Origin of the sequence: Pseudolysinimonas sp. (genome assembly GCF_051954455.1) — a bacterium.
GTDB lineage: Bacteria > Actinomycetota > Actinomycetes > Actinomycetales > Microbacteriaceae > Pseudolysinimonas.
On record NZ_JBQCHS010000005.1, the window covers coordinates 17,916 to 34,667 of the forward strand.

Annotated in this window: 15 protein-coding genes; 8 read left to right on the forward strand and 7 right to left on the reverse strand. The window is 70.7% G+C overall.

Going from position 1 to position 16,752, the window contains the following annotated elements; genetic code table 11:
• The first annotated feature begins 46 nt into the window (after nucleotides 1–46).
• The gene (gene ettA, locus ACTHM3_RS02150) at nucleotides 47–1,729 is read left to right on the forward strand and encodes an energy-dependent translational throttle protein EttA (protein WP_440404440.1); all 1,683 of its coding nucleotides are present in this window, start codon (nucleotides 47–49) and stop codon (nucleotides 1,727–1,729) included.
• A gap of 4 nt (nucleotides 1,730–1,733) precedes the next feature.
• On the forward strand, nucleotides 1,734–2,180 hold the full coding sequence (locus ACTHM3_RS02155) for an acyl-CoA thioesterase (RefSeq protein ID WP_440404441.1): 447 nt from the start codon (nucleotides 1,734–1,736) through the stop codon (nucleotides 2,178–2,180).
• 16 nt (nucleotides 2,181–2,196) lie between these two features.
• Here ACTHM3_RS02155 and ACTHM3_RS02160 read toward each other — a convergent pair whose 3' ends face one another.
• Complete coding sequence (locus ACTHM3_RS02160; protein WP_440404442.1) at nucleotides 2,197–3,081, reverse strand: acyl-CoA thioesterase; 885 nt, start codon at nucleotides 3,079–3,081, stop codon at nucleotides 2,197–2,199.
• Nucleotides 3,082–3,102: 21 nt separating this feature from the next.
• Between ACTHM3_RS02160 and ACTHM3_RS02165 the strand changes: the two genes are divergently transcribed.
• Complete coding sequence (locus tag ACTHM3_RS02165) at nucleotides 3,103–3,816, forward strand: hypothetical protein (RefSeq protein WP_440404443.1); 714 nt, start codon at nucleotides 3,103–3,105, stop codon at nucleotides 3,814–3,816.
• A gap of 6 nt (nucleotides 3,817–3,822) precedes the next feature.
• Here ACTHM3_RS02165 and ACTHM3_RS02170 read toward each other — a convergent pair whose 3' ends face one another.
• Entirely contained in the window at nucleotides 3,823–5,487 is a 1,665-nt protein-coding gene (locus tag ACTHM3_RS02170) for an FAD-binding dehydrogenase (protein ID WP_440404444.1), read from the reverse strand.
• Between the two features lie 133 nt (nucleotides 5,488–5,620).
• Between ACTHM3_RS02170 and ACTHM3_RS02175 the strand changes: the two genes are divergently transcribed.
• The 5 genes from ACTHM3_RS02175 (at nucleotide 5,621) to ACTHM3_RS02195 (ending at nucleotide 10,690) form a co-directional block, all read left to right on the forward strand.
• The gene (locus tag ACTHM3_RS02175; protein WP_440404445.1) at nucleotides 5,621–6,847 is read left to right on the forward strand and encodes a branched-chain amino acid ABC transporter substrate-binding protein; all 1,227 of its coding nucleotides are present in this window, start codon (nucleotides 5,621–5,623) and stop codon (nucleotides 6,845–6,847) included.
• 67 nt (nucleotides 6,848–6,914) lie between these two features.
• The gene (locus ACTHM3_RS02180; protein WP_440404446.1) at nucleotides 6,915–7,922 is read left to right on the forward strand and encodes a branched-chain amino acid ABC transporter permease; all 1,008 of its coding nucleotides are present in this window, start codon (nucleotides 6,915–6,917) and stop codon (nucleotides 7,920–7,922) included.
• Nucleotides 7,919–9,124, forward strand: coding sequence for a branched-chain amino acid ABC transporter permease (locus ACTHM3_RS02185; protein ID WP_440404447.1), 1,206 nt, complete (start codon nucleotides 7,919–7,921; stop codon nucleotides 9,122–9,124). The genes ACTHM3_RS02180 and ACTHM3_RS02185 overlap by 4 nt, the downstream gene beginning before the upstream one ends.
• Complete coding sequence (locus tag ACTHM3_RS02190; RefSeq protein ID WP_440404448.1) at nucleotides 9,121–9,990, forward strand: ABC transporter ATP-binding protein; 870 nt, start codon at nucleotides 9,121–9,123, stop codon at nucleotides 9,988–9,990. The genes ACTHM3_RS02185 and ACTHM3_RS02190 overlap by 4 nt, the downstream gene beginning before the upstream one ends.
• Nucleotides 9,977–10,690 (forward strand): ABC transporter ATP-binding protein, encoded by a 714-nt coding sequence (locus tag ACTHM3_RS02195; RefSeq protein ID WP_440404449.1) that lies wholly within the window; start codon nucleotides 9,977–9,979, stop codon nucleotides 10,688–10,690. The genes ACTHM3_RS02190 and ACTHM3_RS02195 overlap by 14 nt, the downstream gene beginning before the upstream one ends.
• 78 nt (nucleotides 10,691–10,768) lie before the next feature.
• Here ACTHM3_RS02195 and ACTHM3_RS02200 read toward each other — a convergent pair whose 3' ends face one another.
• From ACTHM3_RS02200 to pepN, 5 genes are read right to left on the reverse strand one after another with little or no spacing between them, the layout of a single operon-like run.
• Nucleotides 10,769–11,200: a globin gene (locus ACTHM3_RS02200; RefSeq protein WP_440404450.1), complete on the reverse strand. Its 432-nt coding sequence runs from the start codon at nucleotides 11,198–11,200 to the stop codon at nucleotides 10,769–10,771.
• Nucleotides 11,197–12,204 (reverse strand): mechanosensitive ion channel family protein, encoded by a 1,008-nt coding sequence (locus ACTHM3_RS02205; RefSeq protein WP_440404451.1) that lies wholly within the window; start codon nucleotides 12,202–12,204, stop codon nucleotides 11,197–11,199. The genes ACTHM3_RS02200 and ACTHM3_RS02205 overlap by 4 nt, the downstream gene beginning before the upstream one ends.
• A 42-nt stretch (nucleotides 12,205–12,246) precedes the next feature.
• The gene (locus ACTHM3_RS02210) at nucleotides 12,247–13,113 is read right to left on the reverse strand and encodes an ABC transporter permease subunit (protein WP_440404452.1); all 867 of its coding nucleotides are present in this window, start codon (nucleotides 13,111–13,113) and stop codon (nucleotides 12,247–12,249) included.
• A complete protein-coding gene (locus ACTHM3_RS02215; protein ID WP_440404453.1) occupies nucleotides 13,110–14,090 on the reverse strand; it encodes an ABC transporter ATP-binding protein in 981 nt (326 codons plus the stop codon). The genes ACTHM3_RS02210 and ACTHM3_RS02215 overlap by 4 nt, the downstream gene beginning before the upstream one ends.
• A 58-nt stretch (nucleotides 14,091–14,148) precedes the next feature.
• Nucleotides 14,149–16,701, reverse strand: coding sequence for an aminopeptidase N (gene pepN, locus ACTHM3_RS02220; protein ID WP_440404454.1), 2,553 nt, complete (start codon nucleotides 16,699–16,701; stop codon nucleotides 14,149–14,151).
• Nucleotides 16,702–16,752 lie beyond the last annotated feature (51 nt).

Here is a 16,752-nt window from a genome sequence, read left to right on the forward strand (position 1 = left end):
CTCGCGGCGGCGGGCGGGGCTCGGAGCCGCTCCCTAGACTGGAGCCATGGCCGAGTACATCTATTCCATGGTGCGTGCCCGGAAGGCGGTGGGCGAGAAGCTCATCCTCGACGACGTCACGATGTCGTTCCTCCCCGGCGCGAAGATCGGCATGGTCGGCCCGAACGGCGCCGGCAAGTCGACGATCATCAAGATCATGGCGGGGCTCGACCAGCCCTCCAACGGCGAGGCCAAGCTCACCCCCGGCTACAGCGTCGGCATCCTCATGCAGGAGCCCGAGCTCGACGAGACGAAGACCGTCCTCGAGAACATCCAGGAGGGCGTCGCGATCAAGGCGAAGCTCGACCGCTTCAACGAGATCTCGGCGCTCATGGCCGAGCCCGACGCCGACTTCGACACGCTCCTCGCCGAGATGGGCACGCTTCAGGAGGAGATCGACGCCGCTGACGGCTGGGATCTCGACTCCCAGCTCGAGCAGGCCATGGACGCGCTGCGCACCCCGCCGGGCGACGCGCAGATCGCGCCGCTGTCCGGTGGGGAGAAGCGCCGCGTCGCGCTGGCGAAGCTGCTGCTGCAGAAGCCGGACCTGCTCCTGCTCGACGAGCCGACCAACCACCTCGACGCCGAGAGCGTGCTGTGGCTCGAGCAGCACCTGAGCTCCTACAAGGGCGCCGTCATCGCGATCACCCACGACCGGTACTTCCTCGACAACGTCGCGGAGTGGATCGCCGAGGTCGACCGCGGCCACCTCTACCCGTACGAGGGCAACTACTCCACCTACCTCGCCAAGAAGGCCGAGCGCCTGGAGGTGCAGGGCAAGAAGGACGCGAAGCTCGCGAAGCGCCTCGCCGACGAGCTCGACTGGGTCCGCAGCAACTCCAAGGGCCGGCAGGCGAAGTCGAAGGTGCGCCTCGCCCGCTACGAGGAGATGGCGGCGGAGGCGGACCGCACGAGGAAGCTGGACTTCGACGAGATCCAGATCCCGCCGGGCCCGCGTCTCGGCAACATCGTGATCGAGGCGAAGAAGCTGCAGAAGGGATTCGACGAGCGCGGGCAGCTCATCGACGGCCTCAGCTTCACGCTCCCGCCGAACGGCATCGTCGGGGTCATCGGCCCGAACGGTGTCGGCAAGACGACCCTGTTCAAGACGATCGTCGGGCTCGAGCCGCTCGACGGCGGGGAGCTCAAGGTCGGCGAGACGGTCAAGATCAGCTACGTCGACCAGACCCGCGCCAACATCGACCCGAACAAGACGCTCTGGGAGGTCGTCTCCGAGGGGCTCGACATCATCACGGTCGGCAAGACCGAGATCCCGAGCCGCGCCTACGTCAGCAAGTTCGGGTTCAAGGGGCCGGACCAGCAGAAGAAGGCGGGGGTGCTCTCCGGCGGCGAGCGCAACCGTCTGAACCTCGCGCTCACCCTCAAGGAGGGCGGCAACCTGCTGCTCCTCGACGAGCCGACCAACGACCTCGACGTCGAGACGCTGCAGTCGCTCGAGAACGCGCTCCTCGAGTTCCCGGGCTGCGCCGTCGTGATCACCCACGACCGGTGGTTCCTCGACCGGATCGCGACGCACATCCTCGCCTACGAGGGCACCGACGAGAACCCGGCGAGCTGGTACTGGTTCGAGGGCAACTTCGAGGCCTACGAGGCCAACAAGATCCAGCGCCTCGGCCCGGAGGCCGCGGCGCCGCACGCGAGCGTCCACCGTCGCCTGACGCGGAGCTGAGCGCGTGACCCGCCTCCACGTGCCGGTGCGCACGCGCTGGAACGACCTCGACGCCTACGGCCACGTGAACAACGCGGCCATGCTCGTGCTCCTCGAGGAGGCGCGCGTCCAGGGCTTCTGGGGCGCCGAGATCATCGCCTCGATCACCGACCCGACGACGCTGTGGCTCGTCGCCCGGCAGGAGGTCGAGTACGTGGCGCCGGTGCCGTACCTCTCGGAGCCTCTCGACGTGCAGATGTGGATCGGGCGCCTCGGCGGCGCGAGTCTCGAGATCTGCTACGAGGTCTGCTCCCCGGTCGGTGCCGCGCCCTTCACGCAGTACGCGCGCGCGGCGTCGACGATCGTGCTGGTCGACGCGGCGACGCAGCGCCCGCGCAAGATCACCGACGAGGAGCGCGCGAACTGGTCGGCGTGGACCGACGAGCCGCTCGTCTTCACCCGCCGCCCCTAGGCCCGGCAGCCGGCGCTCACGCGTCGAATGAAGCCGGATCCGGGACCCGGACCATGCCCTCCTGCGCCACGCTCGCGACGAGCGCGCCGTCGCGCCGGTAGATCCGGCCGAGCGCCAGCCCGCGCCCGCCCACGGCGGTCGGCGACTCCTGCACGTAGAGGAGCCACTCGTCGACCCGCGCGGGACGGTGCCACCACATCGCGTGGTCGAGGCTGGCCACCGAGAGGCGCGGCGTGGCCCACGAGACGCCGTGCGCCCGGAGGATCGGCTCGAGGATCGCGTAGTCGCTCGCGTAGGCGAGCGCGGCCCGGTGCAGGTCCGGGTCGTCCGGCATCGGGCCGATGGTCCGCATCCACATGGCCTGTCGCGATCGCCGGTCCGGGTCGGCGGCGGTGTACACGGGGCTGTCGATGTGCCGGATGTCGAACGCGCGCTGGTTCGCCCAGAACCGCGCACTCGGGTGGTCGATGCCGCTCAGCACGTCGGCGGCGCTCGGCAGGGTCTCGGGATCGGGCACGTCGGCGGGCATCGGCGCCTCGTGGTCGAGGCCGTCGTCCTCCGTCTGGAACGACGCGATCATCGAGAGGATCGGCCGGCCGGTCTGGTACGCCTGCGTGCGGCGGGTGCTGAAGGAGCGCCCGTCGTGGATGCGGTCGACCGAGAACGTGATCGGCAGCTCGATGTCGCCGGGCCGCAGGAAGTACCCGTGGATCGAGTGCACGGCGCGGTCGTCGGGCACCGTGCGCATGGCCGCGACGAGCGACTGGGCGAGCACCTGACCGCCGAACACACGGCCGGTCGGCATGAACAGGCTCGGGCCGGTGAAGATGTCCTCCGACGTGCGGGCACCGGTGTCGGCGAGGTCGAGGGCGGCCAGCAGGCCCGCCAGGGGGTCGCTCACCGATGTAGTCTAGGTCGCCGGATGAGCGGCTCCTTCACTCTCGGCGACGTCGCCTCCCTCGGCGATCTGCGCGTGTTCCTCGGTCGGGCGGCGCGCATCGAGGACGGCTCCGTGCGTCTCATCGCCGGCAGCGGCGTGCTGGCGGTGTACGCCGCCGTGCTGTACCCGGCGGGCCTGCTCGACGAGACGCCGACGGTGCTGGCGCTGCGCACCTTCGCGCTCGTGACGCCCGAGCTCGGCGAGCCCGACGCGTTCGACGAGGTCGTGCCGATCGCGTCGCTCGCGAGCCGACTCGACCGCGCCCGGGAGGGCCTCGGCGACATCGCCTCGGATGTCGAGCCGGGCGCGTCCCGGCCGGTCACCATCAGCCTCCCGATGTCGGTGGCGAGTGCGACCTGGGCGGCCATCTCGCCGCCGCGCGGCGGCTGGCGCGCGCACCCGTCGACGGAGGCGGCGCTCCTCGACGCCGCGGCACGCGCCGGCATCGACGAGATCGCGGCCGCCGTCCCGGAGGCGGTGGGGGAGTCGATCGTGCGCCGGGTGCGGACCGAGGTGTGGAGCCGGCCGATCCCGGGACTCGAGCACGTCCCCGCGGGCGCGGGGTTCGCCGCGCTCAGCATGGGGTTCCTCGGCGACGACGCCGTGCGCATCCTCGAGACCGGTCCGTGGACGCGGCTCACCACGGTGCGCGGGCACGTGCTCGTGCGCCGCAAGGCGTGGACCCTCGCCCGCTGAAGCGGATCAGAGGGCGGCGGCGATCGCGCGGCCCGCGGTGCGCCCGGTGAAGAGGCAGCCGCCGAGGAAGGTGCCCTCCAGTGCGCGGTAGCCGTGGATGCCGCCGCCGCCGAATCCCGCCGCCTCGCCGACCGCGTAGAGCCCCGGCACCGGCGCGCCGTCGGCCCCGAGCGCGCGGCCGCTCAGGTCGGTCTGGATGCCGCCGAGGCTCTTGCGGGTGAGGACGTGCAGCTTCACCGCGATGAGCGGACCGCGGCGGGGGTCGAGGATCCGGTGCGGCCACGCGACCCGGATGAGTTTGTCGCCGAGATAGCGCCGCGCCCCGCGGAGCGCGCTCACCTGCAGGTCCTTGCTGAAGGGATTGCGGATCTCGCGGTCGCGCGCCGCTAGTTCGTACGCGATCCCCGCGGTGTCGAGCTCGATCCCGTCGTTGCGCTCCCGCATCCCGGCGAGCAGCTCGTCGAGGTGCGACGCGACGACGAAGTCCGGCCCCTGCACCTTGAAGGCCTCGACCGCGTCGGTGGCGCCGTTGCCGAGACGCTGCCGGAGGAGCTCGCGCACGCTGCGGCCGGTGAGGTCCGGGTTCTGCTCGCTGCCGGAGAGCGCGAACTCCTTCTCGATGATCGCCTGGTCGAGCACGAACCAGGAGTGATCGTGGCCGGTCTCGCGCAGGTACTGCAGCGTGCCGAGCGTGTCGAAGCCGGGGAACAGGGGCACCGGCAGGCGCCGCCCCTCGGCGTCGAACCACATGCTCGACGGGCCGGGGAGGATGCGGATGCCGTGCCGCTCCCACACCGGCGCGAAGTTCTCGATCCCCTCGACGTAGTGCCACATCCGGTCGCCGTTGACCAGGCGCGCGCCCGCCGTCGCGCTGATGCCGAGCATGCGGCCGTCGACGTGCGCGGGGACGCCGCTCAGCATGCGCGTCGGGGGAGTGCCGAGCCACGCCGGCCACGCCGCGCGGACGAGATCGTGGTTGCCGCCGATGCCGCCGCTCGCGACGACGATCGCCTGGCCGCGCGCCTCGAAGTCGCCGACCACCTCGCGGTTGGAGGGGGCGCCGCGTTCGGCGGCATCGTCGGCGAGGACCGCGCCCCGCGCTCCGACGACCGCACCGCCCTCGACGATCAGCTCGTCGACGCGGTGCCGGAACCGCAGCTGCACGAGGCCGCGGGCGACCCCGTCGCGCACGGCGGCGACGAACGGCTCGAGGATGCCGGGTCCGGTGCCCCAGGTGATGTGGAAGCGGGGCACCGAGTTGCCGTGCGCCGACGCGGTGTAGCCGCCGCGCTCCGCCCACCCGACCACCGGGAAGAAGCGGACGCCGAGCCCGTGGAGCCAGGCCCGCTTCTCGCCCGAGGCGAACGCCAGGTACGCCTCGGCCCACGAGCGCCCCCAGGCGTCCTCGTCGCGATCCCACTCGGCGGAGCCGAACCAGTCCTGGCGTGCGAGCTCGAGCCCGTCGCGCACGCCCATCCGGCGCTGCTCGGGGGAGTCGACGAGGAAGAGGCCGCCGAACGACCACCACGCCTGCCCGCCGAAGGACGTCTCGGGTTCCTGCTCCAGCACGGTCACCCGGCGACCGGCGGCCACGAGCTCGGCGGTGGCCACGAGGCCGGCGAGACCCGCCCCGACGACGACGGCGTCCGCGTGGTCCTGGTTCTCGCTCATCGCTGTTTAACCTACGTAACACGTTGCCGGATCGTGCTCTGGCAGGCGCAGAGCGGGGGATAAGGTAGCCACTATTCGCCGGGCCAGGGCCGACTCGTCGTGCGCTCGTCCGGATCCACAGCAGGGAGACAACATGATCCAGAAGAGAGTTATCGCGGCGGTCTCCGCCGTGGCGGCCGCGGGCCTCCTGCTCGCCGGCTGCGCCAATCAGAGCTCGGGCGGCACGGGCGGCGGCCCGTCGTCGAGCAAGGTCGACATCCCCACCATCAGCTCGGTCGACGTCCCGAAGGACGCGGTCCTGCCCGCCGGCGACGGCAAGGCGACCTGCGCGGCGACGACGACCATCGGCTACGTCGGCGCCGAGACCGGCGCGAACGCGGCGCTCGGCATCAACATCTACAACGGTGTGCAGCTCGCGATCGACCAGCACAACAAGGCCAACCCGAACTGCCAGGTGCAGTTCCAGAAGTACGACACCGAGGGCGACCCGGCGAAGGCCACCGGCCCGACCACGCAGGCCGTCAGCAACTCGGCGATCGTCGGCGTCGTCGGCCTCCCGTTCTCGGGCGAGTCGAAGGCCACGGGCGGCATCTTCGAGGACTCCGGCCTCGTGCACATCACGCCGTCGGCCACCAACCCGACCCTGACGCAGAACGGCTGGAAGACCTTCTTCCGCGCGCTCGGCAACGACAGCATCCAGGGTCCGGCCGCCGCGAAGTTCGCGACCGACCAGCTCAAGGCCAAGAAGGTCTTCCTCGTGCAGGACGACTCCGACTACGGCATCGGCCTCGGCACCGCGACGAGCAAGGCCCTCGGGTCGGCGCTCGCCGGCACCGACAAGGTGACGACCGGCCAGAAGGACTTCTCGGCCACCGTGTCGAAGGTCATCAACTCGAAGGCCGACGCGGTCTACTACGCGGGCTACTACGCCGAGGGCGCGCCCTTCGACCAGCAGCTCGTCCAGAAGGGCTTCACCGGCACCTTCATCGGCCCGGACGGCGCGAAGGACGACCAGTTCATCAAGCAGGCGGGCTCGGCCTCGAAGAACGCCTACTTCACCTGCCCCTGCATCCCCGGCGAGCTGATCCCGGACTTCGAGAAGGCCTACAAGGCGGCCTTCAGCGCGGAGCCCGGCACCTACTCGATCGAGGGCTACGACGCCACGACCGTGCTGCTCGCGGGCATCGACAAGGGCAACACCGACCGGGCCAAGCTGCTCGACTGGGTGAAGAACTACGACGCCGACGGCCTGAGCAAGCACTACAAGTGGGACTCGACCGGTGAGCTGCAGGCCCCGGCGGTCTACGGCTACAAGGTCGCGGACGGCAAGATCCAGCCCATCGGCGAGATCGGCAAGTAGTCCACCTCCCCACGTCCGGGGCGGGCGCTCAGCCCGCCCCGGACGTCTCGACCCGCGAGGACCCCACGTGCTCGATCTCGTCCTTCAGGCCGTCCCCACCGACGACTCCTGGATCAACCTCGACTTCACCGCCTTCGTTCAGGGCTTCTGGAGCAACACCTTCGGCGGCCTGACCTACGGCGCCGTCTACGGGCTCATCGCCCTCGGGTACACGCTCGTCTACGGCGTGCTCAACCTCATCAACTTCGCGCACTCCGAGGTCTTCATCTCGGGCGTGTACGCGGTCGTGTTCACCCTCACCGGCCTCGGGTTCAACGGCGACCCGCCCGGTCTCGCGTGGCCGGCCCTCATCGGTGACCTGCTGCTCGCCCTGCTCGCCGGCATGATCGCCTCGGCGGTCGTCGCGTTCCTCGTCGAACGGGTCGCCTACCGCACGCTGCGGCGCAAGAACCCGCCCCGGCTCGTGTACCTGATCACCGCGATCGGCGTCTCGTTCACGATCCAGTACCTGTTCTTCCTCTGGCGCGGCGCCCAGCCCGAGCCGAGCGTGATCCTGCTGCCCACGGTGCCGGTCTTCGACATCTTCGGCGGGATCGTCTACAACTTCCAGATCGTCATCATCGTCGCGGCGATCGTCACGATGATCGCGGTCGACCAGTTCATCCGGCGCTCCCGGACAGGGCGCGGCATCCGCGCCGTCGCCCAGGATCCGGACACCGCGACGCTCATGGGCGTGAACCGCGAGCGGATCATCGTCATCACCTTCATCATCGGCGGTCTGGTCGCCGGCGTCGGGGCGATCGCGTGGATCATGCTCGTGCCGCAGGGCGCGCAGTACAACGGCGGCTTCATCCTCGGCGTCAAGGCGTTCGCGGCCGCGGTGCTCGGCGGCATCGGCAACGTGCGCGGCGCCCTGCTCGGCGGTCTGCTGATCGGACTGATCGGCAACTACGGGCAGACACTGCTCGGAGCGTCGGAGTGGTCGGACGTCGTCGCCTTCGTCGTGCTGGTGGTCGTGCTGATCGTCCGGCCGACCGGCATCCTCGGACAGTCGATGGGAAGGAGCCGCGCATGAGCACGGTCAACGGCCCCACCCTCCAGCCGGACCCCCAGGCGGAGCAGGACGAGCTGAACCGCGAGGCGCGCCCGCCGCGCGGCGGCGCGATGTCGCGCTGGAACACGCTCAGCCGCCCCGCGCAGTGGGGCATCCTGATCCCCGTCGTGATCCTGGCCTACGCCGCGCCGGCGCTGAACCTGCCGATCCTCTCGACCGAGACCGGGGGAGGCGGCGGCACCAACTGGGACATCAACCTGTTCCAGATGTCGTACTACGCGCTCATCGCGGTCGGCCTCAACGTCGTCGTCGGCTACGCGGGCCTGCTCGACCTCGGCTACGTCGCGTTCTTCGCCGTCGGCTCCTACGTCGCCGCGATGTTCACGAGTCCGGACTCGCCGTTCTTCAAGATCCCGTACCTCTGGACGCTGCCGCTCGCGATGGCCGTCACGATGTTCTTCGGCGTGATCCTCGGCGTGCCCACTCTGCGTCTGCGCGGCGATTACCTCGCGATCGTGACGCTCGGCTTCGGCGAGATCATCCGCCTGCTGGCGACGATCATCCCCGCGGTGAAGGGGCAGGTCGGATTCCAGAACGTCGGCCGTCCGCCGGGCTCGATCATCGGCGAGGACGGCGTCGCGAGACCGCTGTTCTCCGCCTCGAACGGCGCTCCGTGGTACTGGCTGACGATCACGATCATCATCGTCGTGCTGCTTCTGGTCGGGAACCTCGAGCGCTCCCGCGTGGGACGCGCCTGGGTCGCGATCCGCGAGGACGAGGACGCCGCCGAGATCATGGGCGTGCCGGTCTTCAAGTTCAAGGTGTGGGCGTTCGCGATCGGCGCCGCGGTCGGCGGCCTCACCGGCGCCCTCGCCGGTGGCCAGGTCGGCTTCGTCAACAACCAGAGCTTCACGGTGCAGCAGTCGATCCTGTTCCTCGCCGCCGTCGTCCTCGGCGGCGCCGGCAACAAGGTCGGCGCGATCATCGGCGGGGCGCTCGTGGCGTACATCCCGAACCGCTTCACCGCGATCGCGGACTACAAGTACCTGATCTTCGGTGTCGCGCTCGTCGTCCTCATGATCTTCCGCTCCGGCGGGATCCTGGCGGCGCGGCAGAAGCTGCTCGCCTTCTCGCGCAAGGCGTACTCGTTCCTGCGCCAGAGTCCGGGGACCTCCGCCGACCGTCAACGGGTCGAGGCGCAGCGGAGCGGGGTGAAGCGATGAGCGCCCCCGAGATCCCGGCGACGCCGGACGACGTGCCGGAGGAGGTCGCCGAGGCGGCCGCGCCGGAGCGCGAGATCGTGACGCCGATCGGCGAGCCGATCGTGCAGGTGCAGAACCTGACCGTGAAGTTCGGCGGTCTGGCCGCGCTCGAGGACGTGTCGTTCGAGATCCGCCGCGGCGAGATCCTGGGCCTCATCGGGCCGAACGGCGCGGGAAAGACGACGTGCTTCAACGCGATGACCGGCGTCTACAGGCCGTCGAGCGGCAAGGTGCTGCTCGAGGGCAGATCCATCACCGGCAAGCAGCGGCACCAGATCACCCGGCTCGGGCTCGCGCGCACGTTCCAGAACATCCGCCTGTTCGGCGAGATGACCGCCCTCGAGAACGTCGTCGTCGGTCTCGACGCCCGGCACAAGACCGGCGTCATCGGGGCCCTGCTCCGGCTGCCGCGGCACTGGCGCGAGGAGCGCACAGCGATCGACCGCGCGCAGGCGCTGCTCGACTTCGTCGGGATCGGCGACACCGCAGGCACCCTGGCGCGCAACCTGCCCTACGGCAGCCAGCGCCGTCTCGAGATCGCGCGCGCCCTCGCGACCGATCCGAAGGTGCTGTGCCTCGACGAGCCGGCGGCCGGCTTCAACCCGGCGGAGAAGGAGGAGCTCATGGCTCTCATCCGCCGGATCCGCGACGACGGCTACACCGTGCTCCTCATCGAGCACGACATGAAGCTCGTCATGGGGCTCACGGATCGCATCGTCGTGCTCGAGTTCGGCAAGAAGCTGGCCGACGGACTGCCGGCCGAGATCCGCGAGGATCCGCGCGTGATCGCCGCCTATCTGGGAGAGCCCGAAGATGACGCTGCTTGAGCTCGAGGGGCTGAAGGTGCGCTACGGGCGCATCGAGGCCATCCACGACATGTCGATCACCGTCGAGAAAGGCGAGGTCGTCAGCCTCATCGGCGCCAACGGCGCCGGCAAGACGACCACGATGCGCACGATCTCGGGCCTGCTGACGCCGTCGGCCGGGACGATCCGTTTCGACGGCGAGGACATCACCAAGCTCGCCGCCCACAAGCGCGTCTCGCTCGGCATCTCGCAGGCGCCGGAGGGGCGCGGGGTCTTCCCGGGCATGACGGTCGCCGAGAACCTCGACATGGGCACCTTCGGCCGCAAGGACCGCAGCGGCATCGCCGCGGACCTGGAGCGGGTCTTCACCCTGTTCCCGCGCCTCAAGGAGCGCCGCACGCAGGTCGGCGGCACGATGTCCGGCGGCGAGCAGCAGATGCTGGCCATCGGCCGGTCGCTCATGTCGTCGCCGCGCCTGCTGCTGCTCGACGAGCCGTCGATGGGACTCGCGCCGCAGTTCATCCGGCAGATCTTCACGATCATCGCCGAGATCGCCAAGCAGGGCACGACGATCCTGCTCGTCGAGCAGAACGCGAACCAGGCGCTCGCCCGGTCGGATCGGGCCTACGTGCTCGAGACCGGGACGATCACCAAGACGGGCCCGGGGCGCGAGCTGATGGCGGATCCCGCCATCAAGGAGGCGTACCTCGGCGTCGCCTGAGCGGACCGAGCAGCCGGCGAGGCCGGCGTATCGAGGTCTCGCGGTGTCGGGGCGAGGTCTCGATACGCGGCGTCGCCGCTACTCGACCCGCTCACCGGCGGTGTTGACCATCGCGTGCGCCGCGCGCTCGAAATAGTCGCGGAGCATCGTCTCGTGCAGGGGCGACAGCTCCAGCGTGTCGATCGCGGCGCTCATGTGCTGCAGCCACCGGTCGCGGGCGAGCGGCGTCACCGGGAACGGCATGTGCCGCATCCGCAGCCGCGGGTGCCCGCGCTGCTCGCTGTAGGTGGCGGGGCCGCCCCAGTACTGCTCGAGGAAGCCGGTCAGCCGCTGGATCGCGCCCTCCAGGTCGTCCTCCGGGTACATCGGCCACAGCACGTCGTCCTCGCGCACGCCCGCGTAGAACGCGCGGACCAGCTTCTCGAACGTCGGCCGCCCGCCGACGGCGGCCCAGAACGACCCGCCGACCGGGTCGCCGCCCTGGCCCCTCCGCAGGGTGAGATCGCTCATGCGCCGGCCTTCCCGCCGTTGGCCGCGCTCGGCTTGGTGGGGGCACCCGCCGGGCTCGTCGCGGCGGGCTTCGGGGCCGGCTTCGCACCCGGCAGCGGGCCGCCCGGCCCCGGCCGCAGCGCGATGGAGTTGAGCGGCGGCAGCTGCACGCCGAGCTCGTCGATCGCCGCCTTGAGGCGCAGGCGCAGGGCGCGCGCGACCTGATCCTTGACCCCGGAGCGCGTCTTGACGACCAGCCGGATGACGATGGCCTCCGCCGACACCGACTCGATGCCCCAGAGCTCCGGCTTCTCGAGGATGAGCCGCTTCCACTTGCTCTCGCCGGCGAACGCGGTCGCCGCGTCGAGGAGCTTCTGCTGCACGCCCTCGACGTCCGAGTCATACGGCACGGCCAGGTCGATGATGACGCGCGCCCAGCCCTGCGACATGTTGCCGACGCGCAGGATCTCGCCGTTGCGCACGTACCAGAGGGTGCCGTTGACGTCGCGCACCTGGGTGATCCGGATCCCGACCTGCTCGACCACGCCGGTCGCGAACCCCGTGTCGACGACGTCGCCGACGCCGAGCTGGTCCTCGGCGACCATGAACAGGCCGTTGAGCACGTCTTTGACGATGTTCTGCGCGCCGAAGCCGAGGCCCGCGCCGAGCGCCGCGGTGATGAGGCTGAACGCGCCGGCGGCACCCGGGGCGGCGATCGAGACGATCCAGATCAGGGCGACGATCACCACCACCGTCGTCACCACGCTGGAGAGGACGCCACCCAGGGCGCGGGTGCGCTGCACGACGCGCATCGCCGCCAGGGGAGACGCGGCGATCAGGGTCGTGTCGTCGACGCCGGCACGCTTCTTGGCGCCCGTGATGACGCGGTTCACGAGCCGCCGGATGACGAACTGCAGGATGAGCCGGACGACGACGGCGCCCAGGACGATGAGGAGGACCCACACCGGCCGACTCCAGCCGGAGTTCAGGAAGTCGCCGAGATTCATGCGCAGCCGTCCATGCATCCAGCCTAGAAGCGGGCGACTGGACGCCCCGTCACCGCAGCGTCACACGTCGCGCCGCCGCACCAGGACGGCCCCGACCACCCCGAGCACCACGACCCACGCCATCAGCACGAGCAGCCCCTGCCACGGCTCCAGGGCGATCGCTCCCGGCGCCTGCACCTGTTGGGCGGCCGCGTCGAGCTCGGCGGAACGGTAGGCGAACATCCGGCTGCCCGCCGTCGACGGGAGGAACTCGCCGACGTTCTGCAGCCAGGTGACGCGAGCCAGCGCGGAGACGAGGCTCGCGACGTTCGGCAGCACCAGGATGAGCCCGACCATGGTCGCGATCGCACCCGCGGTGTTGCGGATGATCGCGCCGACCGCGAGCGCCATGAGGCCGATGAGGGCGAGGTAGCCGGCGTCGCCGACCAGCGCGAGCCAGAACGCGCCGTCGAGGTTCAGGTCGAGTCCGCGGCCGGAGGCCTGAGCGAGCACGATGAGGGTCGAGAACACGACCGACACGGCGGCGACGACGAAGACCGCGAGGCCCAGCACGATCGCCTTGCCCGCCAGGACCGGCAGGCGCTTCGGAACGGCCGCGAACGTCGAGCGGATCATCCCGGTGCCGAATTCGCCCGTGATCGTGAGCGCGCCGATGACGGCGGCGGCGAGGGAGGTGAACCCCGTACCCACGGTGATGGCGCTCACCGCGAGCGACGTCGCCGCCGATCCCGAGGTGAGCCGGTCCGAGGGCAGGACGGCGAGCAGGAGGGGGGAGACGGCCACGTTGAGCACGAGGATGATGACGGCGCACCAGAACGTGGAGCGCAGGCTCCGCAGCTTGATCCATTCGGAGACGAGGACGCCCCCGAAGCTCACGCGGTGGGCTCCGGCGAGGCTCGCCGGAGGGGTCAGGGCGGCGGCGGTCATCGCGGGTCTCCGTTCGAGGTCGGCGTCGAGATGGGGGCGCCGGTGGGCGGCGGGGGTGCGGAGGCTCCCGGTTCGCCGCCGGAGACGTACTCGGCCTCGCCCTGGGTGAGCTCCATGTAGGCCTGCTCGAGCGATCCGGCCACGGGTGTGAGCTCATGGAGCACGATGCGGTCCTGCGCGGCGAGCTCACCGATCCGCGGCGCCGGCACGCCGGTGACGACGAGGGCGCCGTCAGGGTTGGTCGACACGGTGCCGCCGGCGGCGGTGAGTGCGACGGTGAGCTCCGGCGCCTGCGGGGAGCGCACGCTCACGGCCCCGCCGGTCGAGCGCGCCACGATCTCGGCGACCGGCGCATCGGCGATGACCCGGCCGCGGCCGAGCACGACGATGCGATCGGCCGTCTGCGCCATCTCGCTCATGAGGTGCGAGGAGAGGAACACCGTGCGCCCCTCGGCGGCGAGGTGCCGCGCCAGGGTGCGCACCCACACGACGCCCTCGGGGTCGAGGCCGTTGACCGGCTCGTCGAGGATCAGCGTCTGCGGGTCGCCGAGGAGGGCGGCGGCGATGCCGAGCCGCTGCCCCATCCCGAGCGAGAAGCCTCCGACCCGCTTGCGGGCGACGCTCTGCAGCCCGGTCAGCGCGATGACCTCGTCGACGCGCTTCCGGCCGATGCCGTGGGTCGCGCCGAGGGCGGCCAGGTGGTCGCGGGCGCTCCGGCCGGTGTGCACCGCCTTCGCGTCGAGCAGGATTCCGACCTGCCGCAGCGGGTCGCGGAGCTGCCGGTACGGCACGCCGTCGATGCGCGCCTCCCCGGCGGTCGGGCGGTCGAGTCCCACGATCATGCGCATCGTCGTCGACTTGCCGGCGCCGTTCGGGCCGAGGAAGCCGGTCACCATCCCGGGACGGACGGTGAAGCTGACGTGGTCGACGGCGGTCGTGGAGCCGAAGGTCTTGGTGAGGTCGGTGACGTCGATCATCGCGTTCGACCCTACGGAACCTTTGCTCAGAAAGGCAGGGGGGCGAACCCCCGGATGCTCACCCCTCCAGGTCGCGGTGCTGGGCCGCCGTCGCCCGCTCGACCTCGGCGAGGTCCTCGATGATCAGGCGACGCAGCGCCGGGTAGGCGGGGTGGTCGGCGAGCCACTCACGGGAGGCCTCGACGAGCGCGTGCGAGGCCAGCGGCCACGGGTAGAAGCCGTTGATGATGTACCGCGCGACCTTGAAGGCCCGGTTCGTCCAGACGCCCTCGAGCATCTCGAAATACGGCGCCACGAGCGCCTCGAGCGACGTCGGGTCGGTCACGTGGGTGTAGCCGAGGCCGGTGTAGCGGGCGACGGCGTTCGTGACCCGGTCGCCGTCGACGACGAGGTCGAACGCGGCGCGCTTGGCGTCGGGGGTCGGGATCGTCGCCCGCGCGCGGGCCGCCGACTGCTGCCCGTTGGCGGTGTTGTCGGCCTCCAGCGCGGCCCGGATCTCGGCCTCGCCCGCGCGGCCCGTGAGAACGAGCCCGTCGAGCAGGTTCCACGCGAGGTCGGTGTCGATCTCGAGGCCCTCGAGCGTCGTGCGCCCGTCGCGGAGGGCGGCGAGCGTGGCGGCGTGAGCCGGTGTCGACGCGATGGCCGCGAACGCGAGCGCGAACTGGAACTGGCGGTCGGATCCGGCCGGCGCTCCCTGCACGAGCTCCCACAGCGCGTCGCCGACCTTCTCGATCGTGGCGCGGCGCCGGTTCGGCGCGACGTAGGTGCGGGATGCCACCGCCAGGTGCGCGAGGATCAGGCGCAGCGAGGTGGCCTGGTCCTCGATCGCGACGTGGTCGAGCACGAGCTGCACGTAGGCGCTCGGGGCGAGCTCGGCGTCCCGGGTCGCGTCCCACATCGAGTCCCAGATCAGGCCGCGGACCAGCGAGTCGGGGATCGCCGAGAGCTTGGTCTGCGCGGTCTGCAGCGACTCCGGGTCGAAGCGGATCTTCGCGTAGGTGAGGTCCTCGTCGTTGACGAGCACGAGCTCCGGGCGCTTGCGACCCACGAGCTCCGGCACGTCGGTCGACGCCTCGGCGGCGACGTCCATCTCGTGCCGGAAGGTGCGCACGAGGCGTCCCTCGGCATCCGTGTCGTAGAAGCCGACGACGAGGCGGTGCGGGCGCAGGGTCGGGAACCCGGGCAGCGAGGTCTGCGCGATCCGGAAGGCGGTGATGGTGCCGTCCGCATCGGTCCCGAGCTCGGGCGTGAGGATGTTGAGACTGGCCGTCTCGAGCCACACCTTCGACCACGCGGAGAGGTCGCGGCCGCTCGTCGCCTCCAGCTCGGCGAGCAGGTCGGCGAGCACGGTGTTGCCGAACGCGTACTTGTGGAAGTAGTTCGACAGCCCCGCGAAGAAGTCCTCGAGCCCGACGAACGCGGCGAGCTGCTTGAGCGCCGAGCCGCCCTTGCCGTAGGTGATGTGGTCGAAGTTGACCTCGACGTCCTCGATGTCGCGGATGTCGGCGACGATCGGGTGCGTGGAGGGCAGCTGGTCCTGCGTGTAGGCGCTGCCCTTCTCCATCGAGAGGAAGGTCGTCCAGCCCTCGGTCCACTCGGACGTCTCGACCGTGGCGACCGTCGACGCCCACTCGGCGAACGACTCGTTGAGCCACAGGTCGTCCCACCACTTCATGGTCACGAGGTCGCCGAACCACATGTGCGCGAGCTCGTGCAGCACGGTGACGACGCGGCGCTCGGCGATCGCGCCGGTGACCTTCGAGCGGAAGACGTAGGTCTCGGTGATCGTCACCGCACCCGCGTTCTCCATGGCGCCCTCGTTGTACTCGGGGGCGAAGATCTGGTCGTACTTGGTGAACGGGTACGGGTAGGCGAACTTCTCCTCGTAGAAGGCGAAGCCCTTCTTGGTGACGTCGAAGAGGTAGTCGGCGTCGAGGTGCTCGAGCAGCGATTCGCGCACGTAGATGCCGAGCGGCACCACGCGGCCGTCCTCGGCGCGGTACTCGTCGTGCACGGAGGCGTACGGTCCCGCGATGATCGCGGTGACGTAGCTCGACAGCCGCGGGGTCGGGGCGAAGGCGAAGGTGTGCGCGCCGTCGTGGGCGGGCGCCGGCTCCGGGGTCGGCTCGTTGGAGACGACGGTCCAGTCGGCGGGGGCTGTCACGGTGAAGCGGAACGTGCCCTTGAGGTCCGGCTGCTCGAAGACCGCGAAGACGCGGCGGCTGTCCGGCACCTCGAACTGCGAGTAGAGGTAGGTCTGCCCGTCGGCCGGGTCGACGAACCGGTGCAGGCCCTGCCCGGTGTTGACGTAGGCGAAGTCGGCGACGACGGTGAGCTCGTTCTGCTCGCGCAGCTCCGGCAGCTGGATCCGGATGCCGTCCGAGACCTCCGCGACGTCGAGGTCGACGTCGTTGAGCCGCACGCCGATGAGGTCGGCCGTGATCGCGTCGATGAACGTGCTCGCGCCGTCCTTCGCCGCGAAGCGCACCGTCGTGATCGAGCGGAAGCGCTCGTCACCGGTCGTGAGGTCGAGGTGGATGTCGTACGAGTCGACCTGGACGAGGGAGCTGCGCTCCTCGGCCTCGAGTCGCGTCAGGTTCAGTCCGGGCACCGGACCAGCTTAGGACGGGTCCGCCGGAGGCGGCCCGTCCGCCGGGGGAGC

Bases quoted from the DNA above. Each gene is read 5' to 3' on its own strand.
- ACTHM3_RS02215 (WP_440404453.1), bottom strand. From the start codon at position 14,090: ATGATCGACGTCACCGACCTCACCAAGACCTTCGGCTCCACGACCGCC.
- ACTHM3_RS02200 (WP_440404450.1), bottom strand. From the start codon at position 11,200: ATGAGCGATCTCACCCTGCGGAGGGGCCAGGGCGGCGACCCGGTCGGC.
- ACTHM3_RS02205 (WP_440404451.1), bottom strand. From the start codon at position 12,204: ATGCATGGACGGCTGCGCATGAATCTCGGCGACTTCCTGAACTCCGGC.
- ettA (WP_440404440.1), top strand. From the start codon at position 47: ATGGCCGAGTACATCTATTCCATGGTGCGTGCCCGGAAGGCGGTGGGC.
- ACTHM3_RS02190 (WP_440404448.1), top strand. From the start codon at position 9,121: ATGAGCGCCCCCGAGATCCCGGCGACGCCGGACGACGTGCCGGAGGAG.
- ACTHM3_RS02165 (WP_440404443.1), top strand. From the start codon at position 3,103: ATGAGCGGCTCCTTCACTCTCGGCGACGTCGCCTCCCTCGGCGATCTG.
- ACTHM3_RS02195 (WP_440404449.1), top strand. From the start codon at position 9,977: ATGACGCTGCTTGAGCTCGAGGGGCTGAAGGTGCGCTACGGGCGCATC.
- ACTHM3_RS02175 (WP_440404445.1), top strand. From the start codon at position 5,621: ATGATCCAGAAGAGAGTTATCGCGGCGGTCTCCGCCGTGGCGGCCGCG.
- ACTHM3_RS02185 (WP_440404447.1), top strand. From the start codon at position 7,919: ATGAGCACGGTCAACGGCCCCACCCTCCAGCCGGACCCCCAGGCGGAG.
- ACTHM3_RS02170 (WP_440404444.1), bottom strand. From the start codon at position 5,487: ATGAGCGAGAACCAGGACCACGCGGACGCCGTCGTCGTCGGGGCGGGT.
- ACTHM3_RS02210 (WP_440404452.1), bottom strand. From the start codon at position 13,113: ATGACCGCCGCCGCCCTGACCCCTCCGGCGAGCCTCGCCGGAGCCCAC.